Raw genomic sequence first — 19620 nt, 5'->3', positions numbered from 1 at the left:
AATACAAACTTTCATCAATCTTTTATTAGCGTAATTTTAATTGGAAGATCATGCATTCTGCACCACAGCAAAAAGTAAATGTTGCAGATAATTTAAAACCATCATTAACTTTTTCAATATTACTGCTAATTTCACAAGGTTCTGTTTCAACAGTTTTGGCAGCTTGTGTCAATGATGCTAATTTAGCTTGGGCTTCTGATTCTGTTGCAAAGACATGCTCATACTCAGCGCTGCAATCTTCATTGTCAATAATAGTACCAACATCTACACAACAACACGCTGGGGTTTCATTCGCTTTACATTTGTTTAAAGAATCTGTCATGCTATACCTCTATTTACCGATTAATTTTACATATAGTATACTCTTAATCATAACTAAGGGCAAAATGTAAAAAGCTTTATCATAACTCAAACTTTTGGGGTATATTAGAACCCTATTTTTATTTTTCTCAATCAATTAAATAATACAATGCAGCAAAATAATCACGTCCGAAAAATGGCGATTTTAGTTGCCGCAACGTTCTTCATGGAAAATCTGGACGCGACGGTAATCACCACTGCAATACCTGCAATGGCAAAATCATTTTTAACTAATCCACAAGATTTATCTATTGGTATTAGCGCTTATATGTTAGCGCTTACAATTGGTTTACCTGCAAGTGGCTGGATAGCAAATCGTTTTACAGCGTATCGGACTTTCTCCATTTCGATTATATTATTCATGTTAGCGTCAATATTGTGTGCTTTATCGACCAGTCTGACCATGTTTACCATCGCAAGGTTAATTCAAGGATTAGGTGGATCTTTAATGGTACCAGTAGGCAGAACTGTTGTATTAAGTCGAACCGAAAAACAGCATCTGGTTAGCACAATTTCGATTCTAGTTTGGCCCGGCTTAATTGCGCCATTGATGGGACCAATTATTGGTGGATTCTTTGCTCAATATCTCACTTGGCATTGGATATTTATTCTTAATATTCCCTTAGGTTTTATCGCTCTGTTTTTCGCTCATCGACTGTTACCGAAAGAGCAACCTGAAAAGCGTATATTTGATAGTGTGGGCTTTATCGCTTGTGGTTTAGGCTTATTACTGTTTGTTTATGGGCTAGAAATGGTTTCTCATTCAAATCATAGCCTCTGGCTGGGTCTTGCCATTTCTTTTGTCGGTAGTTTAGTATTAATCTTTGCCTATTATCATCTTACGCATACGCAGTGCCCATTAATCAGCCTGTACGCGTTTTCAAAACGCACATTTAGAATGACCTTTTTTGGCGGTTCATTAATACGAATTGGTTTAAACAGTGCACCATTTATCTTACCTCTTATGTTTCAAGTCGGCTTTGGATGGTCGCCATTAACCGCTGGTTCGTTACTACTTTCACTATTTGCAGGCAATATTATCCTTAAAACCGTTAATACTCCATTAATACACAAGTTTGGATTCCGTAAAATTCTTATTGTTAATGGTTTGTTACTGTCATTTAGTTTTGTATTATGTGCTCTTTTCACACCAGAAACACCAATCATATGGATTATATTGGTTCTATTCTTTTCGGGTGGTGCACGTTCTATCCAATTTACCACAATCACAACACTTAGTTTTTCAGAAATTGATAAAAACGAAATACAAAGCGCCAACATCTTATCAACCATTTTTCAACAATTAAATAACGTACTGGGTATTGTTTTAAGTGCGTTATTTCTATTTATTGCTTCCAGCTATAATGGGCATAGCCAAACGGGTTTAATGGTTGAAGACTTTCAATTAGCGCTGTTTATGGTGGCAGGAATGACTTTACTGGCGATGATTGACTTCATCACTTTGCCTAAAAATGCAGGCAACAATCTAAAAGAAAAACAATAAAAAAAACCTCTACCATAAAGATAGAGGTTTGCAACAATCAAAACTAAAAAGTATTAACACTAAAATGTATTAAAACTTAGGCGCTGCTGGACGACCACGTTTTTTAGGTGAACTTTTGTTATCACCTGCATCAGATTTAGTACTTTTACGACCACGCTTAGTTTCCGAAGTATTACCACTAACTAAGCTCATTTTCATCGGTTGGTTAAGTACTCTTACCTTTTCAAAATGTTTTAAGATATCTTTTGGCATACCTTTTGGTAACTCAACTGTTGAGTAAGTTTCATAGAGTTTAATATTACCAATGTAGCGACTACTGATATCTGCTTCATTTGCAATTGCACCAACAATATGACGTACTTCAACACCGTTTTCTTTACCCACTTCAATACGGTACATATCCATTTCACCAACATCACGACGTTCTCGACGTTTTGGCGTTTCACGATTATCACCACGTAAACGGCGCTCACCTCCACGATTATCACGATCACGCATTTCACGTGACGGCTTAAATACCGGGTCTGGTGGTAAAATTAATGGACGTTCACCTTGAGCTAATTTTAATAATGCTGTAGCAATCGTTTCAAGATCAGCTCCACTATCAGCTTGTATTTGCGCTAACAAGGTTTGATATTGTGATAAATCACTACTTTCAAGTTGTTTTTGAACTTGTTCAGTAAACTTCGCTAAACGACGTGCTTCAAGCAGATCTTTTGACGGTAAGCCCACTTCTGGAATGGTTTTCTTAATTGTTTGCTCAATATTTTTAAGTAAACGACGTTCGCGGCTGTCAACAAATAAAATTGCACGACCGGCACGACCTGCTCGCCCTGTTCGCCCGATACGGTGAACATAAGATTCTGAATCTAAGGTGATATCATAGTTGATAACTAAGCTGATACGCTCTACATCTAAACCACGAGCTGCAACGTCGGTTGCAATTAAAATATCTAAACGACCATTACGTAATCGATCTAATGTTTGTTCACGTAATTGTTGTGTCATATCACCGTTTAAAGCAGCACAGCTGTAACCATGTTTTTCGAGCACTTCTGCAACATCTAAAGTCGCTGATTTTGTACGAACAAAAATAATTGCCGCATCAAAATCTTCAGCTTCTAAAAAGCGAACAATCGCTTCATTTTTTCGCATACCACGAACAAGCCAATAGCTCTGTTCGATATCTGGTGCAGTTTGGTTAGTGCCTTTGATTTGTACTTCTTTAGGATTATGCATGAATCTTTTAGTAATACGACGAATTGGCGCAGGCATTGTCGCTGAAAATAGTGCTGTTTGGTGATCTTCAGGAATTGTCGCCATGATGCTTTCAACATCATCAATAAAGCCCATTCTTAGCATTTCATCAGCTTCATCTAGCACTAATCCTTTAAGATTAGAAAGATCTAACGTTTTACGATTTAAATGATCAAGTAAACGTCCTGGTGTACCGACCACAATTTGAGGTCCTTGCTTTAATGCTCTCAATTGAACGTCATAACGTTGACCACCATATAATGCTAATACTTTTATTCCTTTCATATATTTTGAATATTCTGCGCAAGCATCAGCAACTTGAATCGCAAGTTCACGCGTTGGTGCTAAAACTAAAAGTTGTGGTGCTTTTAGGTTTGCATCAATATTCATTAAAAAAGGAATTGAAAATGCAGCGGTTTTACCACTACCTGTTTGTGCCATACCCAATACATCGTTGCCTGCTAATAATAGAGGAATACATTCAGATTGGATTGGTGATGGTTTACTAAAACCAAGATCATTTAATGCGTTAAGGATATCCTCAGATAAACCAAGGTCAATAAAAGAAATTTCTTTTGTCATGTAAACTCGCTTAAAAATTTTGAATATACAAACTTACTTTTGGTTAACCAAATTAAGCATTTTGATCAACGAATGACAGTAATTGTTAAATTATTACTGTTTCAAACAAAGAAAGTTTATATAAATTTATGCCAGCTCACTAAATTGAAAATTTACAACTCACCCCAATAACTAACTGCCGATATTGACTCAACTACGATCCAATGTATGCAAAATAAATAAATTTAAAGTTAAATGATATTTATTTAAAAGATGATAAAACTAACTGTATTATCAAATGTTGAGAATATATTTTTTGGCAAATCAGAACTACGCTATAACAATATTTTCACTTTTAAACTGGCATGACCCATGTTACTTTTCATTTTCTTCAAGTAACTTCATTTCATAGAGCGCCTGTTGATGTTCAACAAAGTTATAAATATTATTAGCTAAAGCATATTTAAATAACATTTTAGCACGCTCGTTATTACCTTTACTTTGATAATATTTACCTAAATAAAAGTAGGCTTCGCAAAGACGTTCGGCTAACTGCCGGTTACTTTCAACGCCTTGTTGAAGATTTTGCATTAACTTAGATTCATTAATCTTCCCTAAATAAAATGCAATAATATCGCTACTATAAATCGTTTTATCATTTATTAGATCATAACGTTTTTGTAGCTTATTTTGTGCAGCTTCATTATCTATCTCTCTGTCAATCAAATAAAGCCATAAAATTCTGATCGGTTCATTCACATCAAATTGATAGAATTGATATGCATCGCGTTCTGCTGATTGATAATGGCCAGTACGGTATAAAGTAATGGCACGATTTAAATAAGCATAAACATATGTTGGATCAAGTTCAATTGTCGTATTAAAGGACATTAAAGCATTGTCAAAATCCCCTTCACGTAAAGCATAAGTTCCCATAAAATTATAAATGTCTGGACTTTCAGGATTGAATTCCATCAAATAACTAAAATCACTTTGTGCAAATGCTTTAAAACCCAGTGAATCGTAGACAATGCCACGTTGAAATATAAGCTGTATCCGCGTTACTGTATCAATGTCTTTTTGAGATAACTGTTGACTTATCTGTGCAATTTTTAATTCATCATCATATGAAACTTGCTCAGGAACAGCAAGTAAAGGCTGAGAGTTAGAACAACCTGTCATAAGAATAATCGCTAATGAAAAGCTTATAATCCTCATCAGGTTGAACTGTCTCATCTTAACTCCTAGTGAATAATTTTTTATTCGGAAGTTTGAGCTGTTTCTGTCGTTGATTCAACAGCATCTTTCATGCTCAAACGAATTCGACCTTGTCGATCAATTTCTAAAACTTTAACATTCACTTCTTGTCCGACTTTTAGATAATCAGAAACTTTTTCAACGCGATGGTCGGCAATTTGTGACACATGGACAAGACCTTCTTTACCACCAATAATTGAAACGAAAGCACCAAAATCAACAATTCGTGTTACTTTACCTGTATAAATTTTGCCAAGTTCAACTTCAGCAACTAAATTGTTAATGCGCTCCATTGCATCTTTCGCTTTATTACTGTCTGAAGCAGCAATTTTAACAGTACCATCATCAGCGATTTCAATAGTAGTTCCGGTCTCTTCGGTCAAGGCTCTAATGGTTGCGCCACCTTTACCAATGATATCGCGAATTTTATCCGGATTGACATTCATAGTATAAATACGCGGTGCAAATTCTGAAATCTCTTGACGAGGTTTATTAATCGCTTGTTCCATCACGCCTAAAATGTGTAAACGAGCGCCTTTTGCTTGATTAAGTGCAATTTGCATAATTTCTTTAGTGATACCTTCAATCTTGATATCCATTTGTAATGCACTCACACCTTCACGAGTACCTGCTACTTTAAAGTCCATATCACCAAGATGATCTTCATCACCTAAAATATCAGATAAAACGACAAATTTATCACCTTCTTTCACTAGCCCCATTGCGATTCCAGCTACAGATGATTTAATTGGTACACCCGCATCCATAAGAGCTAATGACGCACCACATACAGAAGCCATTGAAGATGAACCATTTGATTCCGTAATTTCAGAAACGACACGAACAGTGTAAGGGAACTCTTCAATGCTTGGCATTACTGCTGCAACACCACGTTTAGCTAAACGACCATGACCAATTTCACGACGTTTTGGCGAACCAACCATACCCGTTTCACCAACTGAATATGGAGGGAAGTTATAATGCAATAAGAAGCGTTCAGTGTATTCACCGGTTAACTCATCAATAATTTGAGCATCACGTTCAGTACCTAAAGTGGCTGTTACTAATGCTTGAGTTTCACCGCGAGTAAATAGTGCACTACCATGAGTTCTTGGTAATACATTTGTACGAATATCAAGCGCACGAATCATATCTTTTTCACGACCATCGATACGTGGTTCACCAGCAATAACGCGTTGACGAACGATTTGACTTTCTAAATCAACAATAATATTGATGACTTTGTTTTCATCAAGTTCTTCGTTTTGTGCTTTAAGTGCTGCAAGCACATCTTCTTTAATTGAATCGATTTGAGCATAGCGCGCTTGTTTTTCAGTAATTCGATAAGCTTCACCTAAGCGATCTTTTGCTAATTCAGAAACGGCATTATAAAGCGCTTCATCTTTAACTGGTGCAACCCAATCCCATTTTTCGCAATTAGCTTTGGCGACAAACTCATTAATATTATCAATGACAACTTGTTGTTGGTCATGACCAAATACGACTGCTGCTAACATTTGATCTTCAGTTAATAAATCAGCTTCAGATTCAACCATTAATACCGCACTTTTAGTACCTGCAACCACTAAGTCTAAACGGCTTGTTGCTAGCTCTTTTACTGATGGATTTAAAACAAATTCATCATTAATAAAGCCCACACGCGCAGCACCAATTGGTCCATGGAAAGGCACACCAGATAAGCATAGTGCAGCAGATGCACCAATCATCGCAACTAAATCAGGGCTAACATCTGGGTTAACTGATACGACTGTTGCAATGATTTGAATCTCATTAACAAAACCTTCTGGAAATAAAGGACGAAGTGGACGGTCGATTAAACGAGCAATTAAAGTTTCACCTTCACTTGGGCGACCTTCACGTTTAAAAAATCCACCTGGAATACGTCCAGCAGCATAAGTACGTTCTTGGTAGTTAACTGTTAAAGGGAAAAAGTCTTGACCTTCTTTAACTTTTTTATCAGCAACAACAGTTACAAATACAGCCGTGTCATCCATATTAACCATTACGGCAGCAGTTGCTTGACGAGCCATAATGCCTGTTTCTAAAGTAACGGTATGACGACCATATTGAAATTTTTGATATGTCGGATTAAACAAAATAATGTCCTCTTGTAGTAATTTTGTTGAAGCTTAATATTTTGATAGAAAGCAGCACAACTTAAGTTATGATACTGACTTCAACAATGTGGGGATGATCAACAAAAGATTATTTCACTGTCACGACTAATGACAAATCTATAAATTATAGAGCTCTCATTAGTCGCGCGAAACATGAGATATAATCTTTTACTTTTGAGCTCAGCATTATATCAGAGCCCTAATTTTTCACAACGAAAAAGAGGCCTAAGCCTCTTTCCAAGTAGATTATAAATTAGCGACGTAAACCTAATTTTTGAATCAATTGGCTATAACGATCGAAATCTTTACGACGTAAATAATCTAATAATTTACGACGGCTAGATACCATGCGTAACAAACCACGACGGCTATGGTGATCTTTCTTATGTTCAGAAAAATGACCTTGTAAGTCATTAATACGTGCAGTTAAAAGTGCAACTTGAACTTCAGTTGAACCAGTGTCGTTAGTACCACGACCAAAGTCGGCAACGATTTTCGCTTTAGCTTCTACAGTTAGAGACATAATAAACCTCTTAAATTAACATAAAATATGGAATGACCGATCTCTAATTCAGACACTCCTCGATATTCATATATTAGATATATGAATCGTGCGCAATTATACTAGAATTTACTGAAATAGCAATTTGATTTGTTCCTTTTGCATTGGTATTACTTGAGAGTAAAGCCATATTCTTCTTGAATGAGTTTTTTAAGTGCTTCAATATAATTTTGTGCCGACATACTCAATTGTACTTTTTGAGATGTGATCCATCCTACTAAGATTTTTTCTTTGACTTTGAGCGGTATAGATAAAATATCAGAGCCATTTAAATCCTTGCTTAATACTCCAGTACTTATAGTATAACCATTCAGGCCATGTAGTAGATTGAATAAAGTTGCTCTATCGCTAACATGGATACTTTTTTTATGGTATTCCGTACTCAAAATCTCTTCCGAAAAATAAAACGAATTATACTCACCTTGTTCAAACGATAAGTAAGGATACTCTTCTAAATCATTTAACGTTAGCGATTTCATATCAGATAAAGGATGATTGGTACTGATAAATACGTGAGGATCTGCTTCAAATAACGGGTTAAAGGTTAACCGATGTTCTTTCAATAAACGCAAGATAACCTTTTGGTTAAAATCGTTAATGTATAAAATACCAACTTCACTACGTAAATTAGCCACATCAGTAATAATATCGTAAGTTCGGGTTTCCCTTAAGGTAAATTCATATTCATCTGTGTGATTTTTTTTAATCAAATTAACAAATGCATTTACCGCAAAAGCATAGTGCTGAGTTGAAATGCTACACAGCTGTTTAGAAGGCTCTTTTTTAGCATAGTGCTGTTCTAATAGTTCAGCTTGATCTAAAACTTGTTTAGCATACCCTAAAAACTCTACACCATCAGTTGAAAGTGAGACCCCTTTTGATGTTCGAACAAAAATCTCAATGCCAAATTCAGCCTCTAACTCTTTTACGGCAGTTGATAAACTCGGTTGAGTAATATATAAATTTTTAGCCGCTTCATTAATTGAACCTGAGCGAGCAATTTCTAAAATATAACGTAATTGTTGTAATTTCATAACATCAAATAGATTATCGTCAAAAGTAAAATAGGTTAAATTAAACAAGCTTTATAATTATTTGCTTATCTAAAATATCCTATACATCATAACTTACATAATAAAAATTGTATGCAATGAATTTTATGCCATTGGATTTAAACTTTAGATAATCTTTATCAAAAGATGATTCGATAGAATGTATGAAACATACTATTAATAAATTTTTACTGAAACATAGGCATGACCTCAAACTTTTTTACAATAGTTCTAAATAGATATATATTGTGAAAAATAAATATTTTCGGCTTATATCCTATTTAACTCCGATGACATTATAAAATTATAAGATCGCTTAAAAAACACAAAAAAGTTGGTGCAAATTTGCATGCTCTATTTTAAAGATAAAACAATAGGTTAAAATTGGACTGTCCCTATGCACATAGGAATAAACTCTTGGTTTTGTTTAAGTATTCGATTCCTATTTTATAAGCTGGAAACTCGTCAATTTGTTTTAAATAACAACTTGTAATATAGACTTCGGTAAATTTCATTTATTATTTGCAGGAAAGTTTGAAAAACATTATTGAGAAATTTGAGTAAAAGACAGGATTTAAGAATAATATTGGTTAATTTTAGATTTTTTATTTTATCGTGGAGTTTATTGTTCTAATAATTTATTTAAAATCAATCGACATTTCAATATTAAAACAAGTTAAAAAGGTTGGTTTTATAAAACATAATCGCTTTTGCGATTATTGTAGTAAGTTTGTTACTACTTAAATCGCAAACTAACCTTATATAAATTTTGCAATATCTCTTTTTTGCTGTTATACAGGATTCAACAAATTGAACGACATGTTTTAAAAGAAATTTTCATAAATCAGTTTAATGCTCATAATAGTAGAAACCGTAATAAGCATTGGTCTTATTAATTTACGCCCTTTAGCAATAACCATTTTAGCGCCTAACCTTGCGCCAATAAACTGCCCAACCAGCATGACAAGACCAATCGACCATACCACTTGCCCGCCCATAATAAAAAACAGTAATCCAGCTAAATTTGAGATAAAGTTAAGTACTTTAGTGTGGGCGGTAGCTTTGGTTAGATTAAATCCTGCCAATGTAATATATGCTAAAGCATAAAATGACCCGGCACCTGGTCCAAAAAAGCCATCATAAAAGCCAATACCTAAAGCAGGAATAAGAGCAAATTGGAGAACAGAAAAACGACTTTTACGATCACTTTCACCAATCGTTGGGGATAATAAAAAATATAACCCTACACTAATCGTTAATATTGGCAGCAATAATTTCAAAAAATCGGTTTGAATATGCATTACCGATATTGTACCGATGGCTGAACCGACAAAAGCCGCTACAATTGCCCATTTTTGTTGATTTAAATCAACCATCCTTTGCCGTATAAAATAGAGGCTCGCAGAAAATGAACCACCACAACTTTGCAATTTGTTGGTGGCCAATGCACTTGCTGGTGGTAAACCAACCGCCAATAATGCCGGTACGGTTAATAATCCTCCACCACCAGCAATTGAATCGATAAATCCAGCTAAAGCAGCAATAGCAAATAATAATAAAAGTAGTTCATAACTCATAATTCATTTACATCATTACATTGAGCGCGATAGCGAAGATAGTGATCCATTAAAACAATAGCGACCATTGCTTCAGCAATTGGCACGGCTCTTATACCTACGCATGGATCATGCCTACCATGTGTTGATACTTCAACACTTTCACCATGAATATTAATTGATTGACCAGCAATTTCAATACTCGGCGTTGGTTTTAATGCAATACTGGCTAAAATAGTTTGCCCTGAGCTAATTCCACCCAAAATACCACCAGCATGATTAGATAAAAAACCTTGTGGTGTTATTTCATCACGATTTTCACTGCCACGTTTATTGATAACATCAAAACCATCACCAATTTCCACACCTTTTACAGCATTAATACTCATGAGTGCATGAGCTAGTTCGGCATCTAATCTATCAAAAACAGGCTCACCTAAACCAACTGGTACATTTTCAGCAACAATACAAACTTTAGCACCGATTGAATCGCCTTCTTTTTTTAATGATCTTAATAATTGATCTAACTCATCAAGTTTACTTTCATCTGCACAAAAAAATGGATTTTTTTCAACTTGTTGCCAATCTTTCAATTGACATTTTATCTCACCCATTTGAGCTAGATAGCCACGAATGGTAATCCCTAATTTTTCATGCAAATATTTTTTTGCTATTGCACCTGCCGCAACTCGCATAGCAGTTTCACGCGCGGAAGAACGCCCTCCTCCTCGGTAATCACGAATCCCATATTTATGTTGATAAGTGTAATCAGCATGACTCGGTCTAAAAATATCCTTAATTTGGCTGTAGTCTTGTGAACGTTGATCGGTATTTTCGATCAATAGGCCGATACTGGTTCCCGTTGTTACTCCATCAAAAACGCCTGATAAGATTTTTACTTGGTCAGCTTCACGCCTTTGAGTGGTATAACGCGATGAACCAGGACGGCGACGATCAAGATCATATTGCATATCTGATTCAGTCAAAGCAAGACCCGGCGGAACGCCATCAACAACACAACCTAGAGCAATGCCATGTGACTCTCCAAATGTTGTAACTTTGAATAATTTTCCAATTGAGTTTCCAGCCATAATAATTTTTCCGTATATTAAAAACAGCTTATTTAAAACAGTAATGATATTGAATTAATTCTTCACGCGTGATAGAAAAAACACCTAATCCGCCACGTTCAAACTCCAACCAATTAAAAGGAACTTGGGGATATTGCTCTTGTAAGCTAACCCAGCTATTTCCTACTTCACAAACTAATATTCCTTGTGGTGATAGATAATTAATTGCATCACTTAAAATTCGTTTAACGATGTCTAAACCATCAAATCCAGCTTCAAGTGCTAATTTAGGTTCATAGGAAAATTCATCAGGCAAATCGTCCATATCTTCATTATCAACATAAGGAGGATTAGTAACAATAAGATCATATTGTTTTGCTGGAATATCATTGAATAAATCAGATAGCATTGGTGTAACTCGAAAATTCATTTCGTGCAAGTCAATATTTTGTTGTGCTACATCCAACGCTTCTAATGAAATATCAGTGATGTCAACTTGTGCATCAGGAAAAGCATAAGCACAAGCAATACCAATACAGCCGCTACCTGTACAAAGATCTAAAATCTGTTTGGGTGAGTGTGTTAATAAAGATTGGAAACGATTATCAATTAATTCACCAATCGGAGAACGTGGAATCAATACACGTTCATCAATGTAAAAACTGTGTCCACAAAACCAAGCTTGATTAGTTAAATATGGTGTTGGCACTCGATCACTAATCCGTTTTTGGATAATATCGTAAAGCTCTTGTTTTTCGTCATTAGTAAGATTTGCAGAATAAAATTCGGTAGGAATAAACAATGATAAACCCAAAGTGGCTAAGATAAGTTGTTTAGCTTCATCGATAGGATTATCTGTTCCGTGACCTAAGAAAACATCTGATAGACTAAGTTGTGATGATGTCCAGCGTATAAAATCCTGAACCGTGCGTAAATTTTCCATAATGGCTCCAATGATTAAGGAGAGGGAAGGTATTACTCGTCACTTCCGATCACATTATAATGAGGAAATGCACTAAATTAATATTGAAAGTGACTAATAACAATCACATTGAACCAAAAGGCTTTTCACTTCCAATAACTAAAAATTAATATGGCGGTGAGGAAGGGATTCGAACCCTTGATACGTTGCCGTATACACACTTTCCAGGCGTGCTCCTTCAACCACTCGGACACCTCACCATCTATTTACAACCTGCTTTAGAAGAGCAGGTTGCATACTATAATAATCCCAAGCGAATTAATCAAGCTTTTTTAATTCATGCAAACAATGGCGCCAAACACAATCAAAACCGATACAATTGCAGTTGTCGTCATTAAAGCGTATTTCAAATCTGTACACATGTTTATTATCTCCAATCGTTTTAATATTTATTAACCTAGTTTTTAATAGGTGATCTAAGTGAAATAATCTCTTGAGTTGATTTTTTATCGTCAATATTTGGGTATTTAGATATCAAATCCAACAATATTTCAACTGATTCGTTTAGATAAGCATCAGGTTGCTTATAATCTTTAGGTAAATCTTCTAATTTAGTAATAGGAGGTTTGCCTTCTCGAGCTAAACGTTCATTCATTCTTTTTAAATCGCGATCCTCATAACTTTTTTGTTCTGTTTCACGATTCTTTTTATTGAGAGACACAATATATCGACGATCTTTTTTATCATTAAGCTCTTTAATATCTTGATCAATATAGATAAACTCTGGATTATTTGAAATTCGTGCTAAATGTTCGGACTTCAAATAAGGCAATATTGTTTTTATATTAGTTAGAGTTAAATATTCAGATGATGGAATTTTATCCCATGGCATAGCGTTATCTAAGAAACGTTCACCAGTTTCATCATCATATTTAGTTTTACTCATTTCAATATCAGGCTCGACACCTTTAAGTTGTGTACTACCGCCATTGATACGATAAAATTTTTGCACGGTATACTGAACACCACCAAGCTCTGGCCAATTAGGATGAAGTCTAGCATCAGTTTGATAAGCAATATTTCGAGAGGTTTGCACCGTCCCTTTACCATAAGTTGTTTCACCAACTATTACAGCTCTGCCATAATCTTGTAATGCCGCGGCAAATATCTCAGAAGCAGAAGCACTATAACGGTTAACCATTACAACAATCGGGCCTGTATATTCAATGCCTTTATTTTTATCATCATAAACAATAACTTTTTGAAGATTATCGCGAACTTGAACTACTGGTCCATAATCAATAAAAAGCCCAGTCAAAGAGATAACTTCAGCTAAAGAACCTCCACCATTATTGCGTAAATCGATAACCAAACCTTGTAACTTAGCTTTATTGGCTTCCAATAAAAGCGATTCAACTTTGTCGGTTAAACCCATATAAAAACTTGGTATATCAATAACACCAACTTTTCCTCTTTGATTATCTACAATATTTAATTTTGCTTCACGATCTTCAAAATGAATCTTATCTCGAGTAAGTTCAATAACTTTTGGTTTGCTGTTATTACCCGCGGGCAATATTTCGAGTTTAACGACTGTTCCTTTAGGACCACGAATTTTGTCAACGATATCATCTAAACGCCAACCAATTACGTCTTCTATTGGAGAATTACTTTGCCCAACACCAATGATTTTATCACCTACGGCAATCAATTTACTCTTCTCAGCTGGACCGCCAGTAACAAAAGACATGATTACTGTATAATCATCTTGTTGGCTAAGCGTTGCACCGATACCTTCAAAAGATAAACTCATTTCAGAATCAAAATCACGTTTTTTGCGTGGTGCTAAATAACTGGTATGGGGATCAATTTCTCGCGCAAATGCATTCATGAATACTTGAAAAGCATCTTCATTATTTGATTGTTCAATGGTTTTTAAAACTCGATTATAACGTTTAGTTAACGTTTCTCGAATTTGATTTTCATCTTTGCCAGATAAAGATAAGCTAAGTTCGTCATATTTAACGCGTTTATCCCAATAAGAGTCGAGCTCTTTTTCAGTGGTTGGCCAAGATATATCTTCACGATTAAAATCAATTTCATCGTCGGTAGAAAAATCCATTGGGGATTGTAAAATTTTAAGTGCATACTTATAACGCTCATAACGTTTATGCATTGCAAGATTATAGATATCGTAAGCAGTTTTTAAATTACCATCGAATAATTCTTGACCTAATAACTCTTGCCGATTGCGGAAAGTATCGACATCACTTTGAATAAATATCGCTTTACTACCATCTAGCATTTTAAAATAGCGATCAAAAATTTTAGCTGAAAATACACCGTCTAGTGCAAAGTTACGATAATGCGCTTGAGTAAAAAAATTCGTTACTCGCTTAGCAACAACTTGATGTACATCATCTTGTTTAAGTACTGGTAATGGTTCGGTGGCAGATTGTTTAGCCTGGACACTCAGACTTACAATACATAATGCAAGACTTAATTTAATGGTACCTTTGAGTAATTTATTCATTCAAATTCTCTATTTAGTAATAATATGCTCAGGTTTAACAGTTAATTCCATTCCAGAGCCAACATTTACTTTGATATGCTCTTTTTCAATATTAATAATTTGTACTTTTAACGGTTTATTGCCTAATATTACTTTAACATAGTCACCCACTTTTAAAGCCTTAGCTTTTTTCACAGGCGGGCGTGGATTTTTACGTTTTTCTTTTTGTGTCCGTTCTTTTAAACGCTCTTTTGCTTTCTGCTTACTTTCTTTTAGCTGTTGTTGGGCATATTCCATTTGTTCTTTGCTTATAATCTCATCTGGATTTCCATCTAAATCAATACGATGAGCTCCTTCTTTAATGCTGTATAAATAACGCCAACTCATGGTATAACCGCGTAAAGCAACGCGAAGTTTTGTTTTGCTTAGTGCTTCACTATCCAAGCGTGAAAGGATATCCTGAAAAATTCCAATTTTTAGAGGTTTCGCTTCACCTTCGAGAGTAAAACAATTTGGAAATTGTTGAGCTAAATATGCAATAATATCTTTACTATTTGTTAATTGAAACTGACTTTCCATTGTTTATTCCATAGCAACTAAATTGATTTTTTACTAGCGTTAAAGTATATCGCAGCTTGCGCAATAACACTAACTATCTTTTTTATGTTTATTGATAAAACTTATAAAATCTTTAATACCATTTCGCATCAACCATGATATAACAATTGATTTTTCTTCAACAGATAACTGTTCAAATGCTGTCATCCATATTTGTAATGGGTCAATTGGCGGAACAACATAAGTAGCACTTTCTTCTTCAAGAAACAATACTCTTTTGACACTAAGAGGTAAGCTATTGATATGATATTCTAAAGCCTTTCCTCGAACACCCGTTCTTTTACGTGCAGTCCAATTTTCAGATCTTGCTTTACGATTAACACCTTGTATCGTTGATGGCATCCCGGCAATACTTAATAGCTCTTTTGATGAGAACCATTCTTTCATTTTTATTATCCCATTTTAACACAATAAGAAAAAAATACAGAAATTAAAGAAACTTTGATACAATAAATAAGAAACAAGAAATCATAAATAACTATAGTTAGATTATAAACTTACTTGTTTTAGTAACATCAAAGCATAACATAGATATATAAGGTTATAAACAAAGAGGAAATAAAAAATGAAAATAAATTCTAGTGATTGGCATCCTGCAGACATTATTGCCGCACTAAAAAAGAAGGGTACAACTCTTGCAAATCTATCTCGACAATCAGGTCTAAGTTCATCAACGCTTAGTAATGCTTTAGCTCGACCTTGGACGAAAGGAGAGTTTATTATTGCCCAAGCACTAGATGTGGAGCCTTATGAAATTTGGCCAAGCCGTTATATTGATTCAATCACCAACGAACCGATAAAACGCGTATTACGACTTACATCCACCACAAAGAAGAAGAAAAAGCGAAAATCAACAAGTAAACGAAAAAAAATTAATAAAGAATGATGAAACTATAGAAACATATAGAAATAAAATATTTTCTATATTCATTATAGATTAAATTTTAGTTGATCTTGAACGTTACTAAACATATGCTATCATTCATATTCATGGAGAAATAATATTAATTATCAGGCTACAATATAATGAAAAATGTTAATAAGTTCTTTATCGCTTTATTCTCAATAATAATATTATCGAGTTGTTCACAAAATAATTTTATTGAACAAGGTACACCACTAAGTAAAGACAAAGTTAGTAGTATAGTTGAAGGTTCAACAACTGAATCACAAATAATATCATTATTTGGTGAGCCAGTAAGTAAGAAAGTGATTAATTCTGATGAAGTACAATGGACATACAAATATATTAGAAAGAGTTCAACCAGCCATTTAATTATTGGTGAGACCCAATCTAATACTATCAGTGGTACACTGGAAGTTATCATTTCGAAAGGTGTTGTAACTTGGTATAATTATGATGAAAATCATGAACAAAAAAGGTGGTAGTTAAACTTACTTTATTTAATAACGATAGCACATTGTTATAATGTGCTATTAGAGTAAGCAAGTTTAATGATTAAGGCTTCACTTAATATGATCCTATCTTTTCTGGCAATATCAGTTTAAAAAAGTATATACTTTACCCACCTGCCTATTTAAAAACAGACATTACTGGACAAAATCATACATTAAGATATACTCATTGGCGAAATTAACCAGACAATCGCTGCTTTGTTGTAGTCCTTTGTAAAAAGGAGACAAACAGAGGGGAGGAAAGTCCGGGCTCCATAGGGCAGAGTGCCAGGTAACGCCTGGGGAATGTTGGCGTGAGCATACATTCACGACTAGTGCAACAGAAAGTATACCGCCGATGGCTTATTTATAAGTACAGGTAAGGGTGAAAGGGTGTGGTAAGAGCGCACCGCGCAACTGGTAACAGTTGTGGCACGGTAAACTCCACTCGGAGCAAGGTCAAATAGGGATTCATTGGCGCGGCCCGCGTTGAATCCGGGTAGACTGCTTGAGCTAATACGTGAGTATTAGCCTAGAGGAATGATTGTCCACGACAGAACCCGGCTTATCGGTTAATTTCACCCTCTTCTCTATAAATTTATCTTCAATATTAAATTTTAAGATTGCTTCTTCTTTGCTAACCAACGTTTAAATGCAAGCCATAGTGAGAAAATTAATCCTAGTACTAATAAAAAAACAGGAATCAACATAAGAAGAGACATAATTTGTTTTTCATATTTATTAAAAACTGGTGATAAACCAAATAAATAACCTAATGTCACAATTAAGAAAATCCATAATGTCGCACTGATCCAGTTATAAATATGAAATTTTCGACTATGCAAGCCTGATAATCCCGCCATCATCGGTAATAACGTTCGTACAAAAGCAATAAATCGTCCAATAAATAGAGCTTGTAATCCATATTTATGGAATAATACCTCTGATTTTTTATGATATTTTTCAGGCACATGTTCCATCCACCCCCTTACTAGCTTAGTGTTACCCAACCAAAGACCTTGTGCATAACCCAACCAAGTACCTAAAGCTGCCCCAGCAATTAAAATAACATTTATTAAACCAAAATGAAAAACATCAAGACTAATCAAAACACCAGTTAAGAATAATAAACTATCACCAGGTAAAAATGCTGCTGGCAATACGCCATTTTCTAATAGAATGACGACAAATAACATACCATAAAGCGTCCAAAGCACATTCGGATTTGATAGTGTTGCAATATCCATGTTAATAAAAGCATGATAAAGAGTGATGAATGTTTCCATCTATTTAATTTCCCATATATTTATAATTATTAGTTATTAATCGTTCCGCCAACGGTTAAATTATCCACTTTTAAAGTGGGTTGCCCAACCCCTACAGGAACACTCTGTCCAGCTTTGCCACAAATACCAACACCTGAATCTAATGTGAGATCATTCCCTACCATCGATATTTGTTGCATGGTTTCAATGCCAGAACCAATTAACGTTGCGCCCTTAACTGGCGTAGTTATTTTTCCTTTTTCAATTAAATAGGCTTCTGATGTTGAAAATACAAACTTACCAGAAGTGATATCAACCTGACCACCCGAAAAATTAGGTGCATAAAGGCCATAGTCAACGCTATTGATAATATCGTCGAAAGTAGATTCTCCAGCTAACATATAAGTGTTAGTCATTCTTGGCATAGGTAAGCATGCATATCCTTCACGACGACCATTGCCGGTTGAATGTGTATTCATCAATTTAGCATTAGTCTTATCAAACATATAACCTTTTAAAATACCATTTTCGATAAGAATGGTTTTTTGACTTACGGTACCTTCGTCATCAATTGATAATGACCCCCTGCGATTTTCAATTGTTCCATCATCTACAATTGTACAGAGTTCTGACGTGACTTTTTCACCAATTTTTCCTGAGAATACCGAGCTATTTTTGCGATTAAAATCGCCTTCTAAACCATGCCCTACCGCTTCATGAAGTAGTACTCCTGGCCAACCCGCACCTAAAATTACTGGCATTGTACCTGCTGGGGCAGCTTTAGCAGACAATGAAACTAATGCTAATCTTACCGCTTCTCGAGTATAACTATCAGCAAAGCTTTCAGACGTTTTAGGATTAATATTTAAAAAATACTCATAACCAAAACGACCACCACCGCCACTACCACCACGTTCACGTTTCCCGTCTTTTTCGACAATGACCGATACAGATAAACGTACTAATGGACGGATATCGGCGCATAGTGTACCATCAGTACCTGCAATCAAAATATCTTCATAACTACCAGTTAAACTGGCTGATACTTCAATTACATTTTTGTCAATTGACCTTGCTAACTGATCAATATGTCGTAACAATGCAATCTTTTGCTCTTGAGAAAAAGAGTTAATTGGATTGATTGATGCATACATTGGTACCGTTTTAGCCGTTTTAAAAGGTGTGACAACAATTGGAGTTTGTTGTTTAGTGATTGAATTGGCTGCCAATACACTCTGTTCTAAACGATTTAAAGAGAGCTGATCAGTATAAGCAAAACCAGTTTTTTCGCCAACAACTGCACGAACGCCAACACCTTGATCACGATGGAACGAAGCATTTTTAATAATGCTATCTTCCAGTACCCAGCTTTCGTAATAACCAGATAAAAAGTATAAATCACCAAAATCAATTTGCCTTGAACTTAACATATCAAGCAAATGTGAAATATCACGTTGGCTTAAGTTATTAGGGTTGAGTAGCCGTTCACTCACTTGAGTTACTATCATAAATTCCTTAAATTTTAATTTATAATGCTATATTTTTGATATATAACCATTATTATGTTATTTTTATACTGAAACGTATAGTT

The 19620-nt window shown here is 34.9% G+C and carries 18 protein-coding genes, 1 tRNA gene and 1 other RNA gene; 4 read left to right on the top strand and 16 right to left on the bottom strand.

The window, feature by feature from the left end; genetic code table 11:
* Nucleotides 1–25: 25 nt before the first annotated feature.
* Nucleotides 26–322, bottom strand: coding sequence for a YfcZ/YiiS family protein (locus A9G17_RS10785; RefSeq protein ID WP_065738707.1), 297 nt, complete (start codon nucleotides 320–322; stop codon nucleotides 26–28).
* Between the two features lie 147 nt (nucleotides 323–469).
* Here A9G17_RS10785 and A9G17_RS10780 point away from each other — a divergent pair, with 147 nt between their 5' ends.
* The gene (locus A9G17_RS10780; protein ID WP_065738706.1) at nucleotides 470–1864 is read left to right on the top strand and encodes an MFS transporter; all 1395 of its coding nucleotides are present in this window, start codon (nucleotides 470–472) and stop codon (nucleotides 1862–1864) included.
* Nucleotides 1865–1933: 69 nt separating this feature from the next.
* Here the strand turns inward: A9G17_RS10780 and A9G17_RS10775 are convergent, their stop codons facing one another.
* The 13 genes from A9G17_RS10775 to A9G17_RS10720 form a co-directional block, all read right to left on the bottom strand.
* A complete protein-coding gene (locus tag A9G17_RS10775) occupies nucleotides 1934–3703 on the bottom strand; it encodes a DEAD/DEAH family ATP-dependent RNA helicase (protein ID WP_081301744.1) in 1770 nt (589 codons plus the stop codon).
* Nucleotides 3704–4057: 354 nt separating this feature from the next.
* Entirely contained in the window at nucleotides 4058–4918 is an 861-nt protein-coding gene (gene nlpI / locus A9G17_RS10770; RefSeq protein WP_065738705.1) for a lipoprotein NlpI, read from the bottom strand.
* A gap of 23 nt (nucleotides 4919–4941) precedes the next feature.
* Nucleotides 4942–7056: a polyribonucleotide nucleotidyltransferase gene (pnp, locus tag A9G17_RS10765; RefSeq protein WP_065738704.1), complete on the bottom strand. Its 2115-nt coding sequence runs from the start codon at nucleotides 7054–7056 to the stop codon at nucleotides 4942–4944.
* 274 nt (nucleotides 7057–7330) lie between these two features.
* Nucleotides 7331–7600: a 30S ribosomal protein S15 gene (gene rpsO / locus A9G17_RS10760; RefSeq protein WP_025316125.1), complete on the bottom strand. Its 270-nt coding sequence runs from the start codon at nucleotides 7598–7600 to the stop codon at nucleotides 7331–7333.
* Between the two features lie 149 nt (nucleotides 7601–7749).
* Nucleotides 7750–8673, bottom strand: a complete 924-nt coding sequence (locus A9G17_RS10755) for a LysR family transcriptional regulator (RefSeq protein WP_065739151.1) — start codon at nucleotides 8671–8673, stop codon at nucleotides 7750–7752.
* A gap of 842 nt (nucleotides 8674–9515) precedes the next feature.
* Nucleotides 9516–10268, bottom strand: coding sequence for a TSUP family transporter (locus A9G17_RS10750; protein WP_065738703.1), 753 nt, complete (start codon nucleotides 10266–10268; stop codon nucleotides 9516–9518).
* A complete protein-coding gene (gene aroC / locus A9G17_RS10745; RefSeq protein WP_065738702.1) occupies nucleotides 10265–11338 on the bottom strand; it encodes a chorismate synthase in 1074 nt (357 codons plus the stop codon). Before aroC ends, A9G17_RS10750 begins: the two co-directional genes overlap by 4 nt.
* 28 nt (nucleotides 11339–11366) lie before the next feature.
* Nucleotides 11367–12260 (bottom strand): 50S ribosomal protein L3 N(5)-glutamine methyltransferase, encoded by an 894-nt coding sequence (prmB, locus tag A9G17_RS10740; RefSeq protein ID WP_065738701.1) that lies wholly within the window; start codon nucleotides 12258–12260, stop codon nucleotides 11367–11369.
* Between the two features lie 151 nt (nucleotides 12261–12411).
* A tRNA-Ser gene (locus A9G17_RS10735) sits at nucleotides 12412–12499 on the bottom strand.
* A 72-nt stretch (nucleotides 12500–12571) separates the two neighbouring features.
* Nucleotides 12572–12634, bottom strand: coding sequence for a hypothetical protein (locus A9G17_RS13505; protein ID WP_442903434.1), 63 nt, complete (start codon nucleotides 12632–12634; stop codon nucleotides 12572–12574).
* A gap of 62 nt (nucleotides 12635–12696) precedes the next feature.
* A complete protein-coding gene (gene prc / locus A9G17_RS10730) occupies nucleotides 12697–14772 on the bottom strand; it encodes a carboxy terminal-processing peptidase (protein WP_065738700.1) in 2076 nt (691 codons plus the stop codon).
* 9 nt (nucleotides 14773–14781) lie between these two features.
* Nucleotides 14782–15330 (bottom strand): RNA chaperone ProQ, encoded by a 549-nt coding sequence (proQ, locus tag A9G17_RS10725; RefSeq protein ID WP_065738699.1) that lies wholly within the window; start codon nucleotides 15328–15330, stop codon nucleotides 14782–14784.
* Between the two features lie 69 nt (nucleotides 15331–15399).
* Nucleotides 15400–15756, bottom strand: a complete 357-nt coding sequence (locus A9G17_RS10720) for a DNA-binding protein (RefSeq protein WP_065738698.1) — start codon at nucleotides 15754–15756, stop codon at nucleotides 15400–15402.
* Between the two features lie 178 nt (nucleotides 15757–15934).
* On the opposite strand from A9G17_RS10720, the gene A9G17_RS10715 reads away from it, so the two are divergent.
* The 3 genes from A9G17_RS10715 to rnpB all read left to right on the top strand — a co-directional run bounded on the left by A9G17_RS10715 (nucleotide 15935) and on the right by rnpB (nucleotide 17348).
* A complete protein-coding gene (locus tag A9G17_RS10715; RefSeq protein WP_065738697.1) occupies nucleotides 15935–16255 on the top strand; it encodes a helix-turn-helix domain-containing protein in 321 nt (106 codons plus the stop codon).
* A gap of 140 nt (nucleotides 16256–16395) precedes the next feature.
* Nucleotides 16396–16758 carry an outer membrane protein assembly factor BamE domain-containing protein gene (bamE, locus tag A9G17_RS10710; protein ID WP_065738696.1) on the top strand — a complete coding sequence of 121 codons (363 nt, stop codon included), beginning with the start codon at nucleotides 16396–16398 and terminating at the stop codon, nucleotides 16756–16758.
* Between the two features lie 201 nt (nucleotides 16759–16959).
* An RNA gene (gene rnpB, locus A9G17_RS13500) (RNase P RNA component class A) lies at nucleotides 16960–17348 on the top strand.
* A 33-nt stretch (nucleotides 17349–17381) separates the two neighbouring features.
* Here the strand turns inward: rnpB and A9G17_RS10700 are convergent.
* Complete coding sequence (locus A9G17_RS10700; protein ID WP_065738695.1) at nucleotides 17382–18050, bottom strand: DedA family protein; 669 nt, start codon at nucleotides 18048–18050, stop codon at nucleotides 17382–17384.
* A gap of 29 nt (nucleotides 18051–18079) precedes the next feature.
* Nucleotides 18080–19537 (bottom strand): metalloprotease TldD, encoded by a 1458-nt coding sequence (gene tldD, locus A9G17_RS10695; RefSeq protein ID WP_065738694.1) that lies wholly within the window; start codon nucleotides 19535–19537, stop codon nucleotides 18080–18082.
* Nucleotides 19538–19620 lie beyond the last annotated feature (83 nt).

This window comes from Gilliamella sp. wkB7 (assembly GCF_001693435.1).
Classification (GTDB): domain Bacteria; phylum Pseudomonadota; class Gammaproteobacteria; order Enterobacterales; family Orbaceae; genus Gilliamella; species Gilliamella apicola_N.
This window is presented reverse-complemented; position numbering and strand designations above follow the sequence as displayed.